Source organism: Stenotrophomonas sp. AGC87 (genome assembly GCF_057333975.1).
Genome location: NZ_JBHFHW010000032.1, coordinates 28,635 through 30,587 on the forward strand (window position 1 = coordinate 28,635; position 1,953 = coordinate 30,587).

Genomic DNA, 1,953 nt, shown 5'->3' on the forward strand with positions numbered 1-1,953 from the left:
CCCCCCCCCCCCCCCCCCCCCCCCCCCCCCCCCCCCCACGCCGTTGACAGTGGGTCGGTGCCCTTGGGCACAGCCAGGGCCAAGGCAGCTGTCGCGCGGCACACGCGCCGAAGACTGCTTCTGTAGTGCCGAGCCACGCTCGGCAGTTCGCCAACAGCAACCCGTGTCCTGCCCCGCCCAGACGCTGAGGTTTCGATGCTCGGCTGTGCACCTGGCTCTGCTTACCCATACGCACCGGCCCACTGTCGAGGTGGCGGTACGGGTGGGGCTCCGGGACCGTCGAGCAGCATGGATGCTGCTCACGAGACGCCACGGATGGATTCACGGCGGGTCCCGGAAACCCACCCGTGCCGACGCCCCTCCCGACAATCGGGCGTGGCTGCCTCTATCATGGTGGCCACTTCCGGGACGGGGCCCTTATGTTCAATCGCAATGTCGGCATCATCCTGCTGATCGCCCTCGCCGCCGGGCTGGGGCTGGTCGTGGCGCAGAAGGTCTTCGCGCCCAAGCCGGGCGGTGACCGCCCCGCCACCGAGTCGATCACCTTCTATCCGCAGCCGCGCCCGCTGCCCGATTTCAATCTGAGCCAGTCCGACGGCACCCGCCTGATCCCAGGCGAGCTGAAGGGCCATTGGACCCTGGTGTTCCTGGGCTTCACCTTCTGCCCGGATGTCTGCCCGACCACGCTGGCCGATCTGGCCCAGGCCCAGAAACAGTGGGAAGCCCTGCCCGAGACGCTGCGCCCGCGGCTGGTCTTCATTTCGGTCGATCCCGAGCGCGATACGCCGGCACGGCTGGGCGAGTACGTGCATGCGTTCCATAAGGACACGCTGGCCGCGACGGCCGATGTGCCCTCGCTGGAGCGTTTCGCCACCTCGCTGGGCTTCGTGTTCCAGAAGGTGCCGGGCAAGCACTTCGATGAGAATCCCGAGGATTACACCCTGGAGCACTCGGCCAGCCTGGCCGTGCTGGACCCGGAAGGCCGCCTGGCCGGTCTTATCCGCCCTCCTTTCCAAGCGCAGGCCATTGCCCGCGACCTGCAACTGCTGACCGAGAAATCCGCCCCATGAGTTTGATGACCACGCTGAGCTACGCCCTGCCCCACCGCCTGCTGTCGTCCATGGCGCGCAGACTGGCGTATTCCAGCAACCCGCGGCTCTCGCGCTGGCTGATCGATACGGTGACCGCCAAGTTCGGCGTGAATCTGGCCGAAGCGGCCAATCCGGACCCGCGCAGCTACCCGACCTTCAACCAGTTCTTCACCCGGGCGTTGAAGCCGGGGGCGCGCGTGGCCGATCCCGATCCGCGCACGCTGGTGATGCCGGCCGATGGCCGGATCAGCCAGCTGGGCAAGATCGAAGACGGGCGCATCTTCCAGGCCAAGGGCCAGTCCTTCACCGCCGCCGAGCTACTGGGCGATGCCAAGGATGCCGAGGTCTTCCACCACGGCCTGTTCGCCACGGTGTATCTGTCGCCGAAGGATTACCACCGCGTGCACATGCCGTGGACCGGCACGCTGCGCGAGACCGTGCATGTGCCGGGGCGGTTGTTCAGCGTCGGCCCGGCCGCGGTGAACAGGGTGCCGGGGCTGTTCGCCCGCAACGAACGCCTGGTCTGTCACTTCGATACGGACTTCGGCCCGATGGTCTCGGTGATGGTCGGCGCGCTGCTGGTCTCCGGCGTGGAGACGGTGTGGGGCGGCGAGGAGATTCCGGCCTACGGCGATACGATCACGCGCAAAGACTACCGCGGCAAGGGCATCACCCTGGAGCGCTTCGCGGAGATGGCGCGCTTCAATTACGGCTCGACCGTGATCGTGCTGCTGCCGCCCGGGGTGGCTGACTTCGCGCCGCACCTGGATGCCGAGCACGCGGTACAGCTGGGGCAGGCGCTGGCCACTCTGAAGTGAGGGTCGTGGGGGGGGGGGGGGGGGGGGGGGGGGGGGGGGGGGGG

2 protein-coding genes are annotated in these 1,953 nt (G+C 68.4%); both read left to right on the forward strand.

The genetic code is table 11. The features are described 5' to 3' along the window. The first annotated feature begins 419 nt into the window (after positions 1 to 419). Positions 420 to 1,070, forward strand: coding sequence for an SCO family protein (locus ACE026_RS12870; protein ID WP_482999467.1), 651 nt, complete (start codon positions 420 to 422; stop codon positions 1,068 to 1,070). Next, entirely contained in the window at positions 1,067 to 1,909 is an 843-nt protein-coding gene (gene asd / locus ACE026_RS12875) for an archaetidylserine decarboxylase (RefSeq protein ID WP_486039298.1), read from the forward strand. Before ACE026_RS12870 ends, asd begins: the two co-directional genes overlap by 4 nt. Positions 1,910 to 1,953 lie beyond the last annotated feature (44 nt).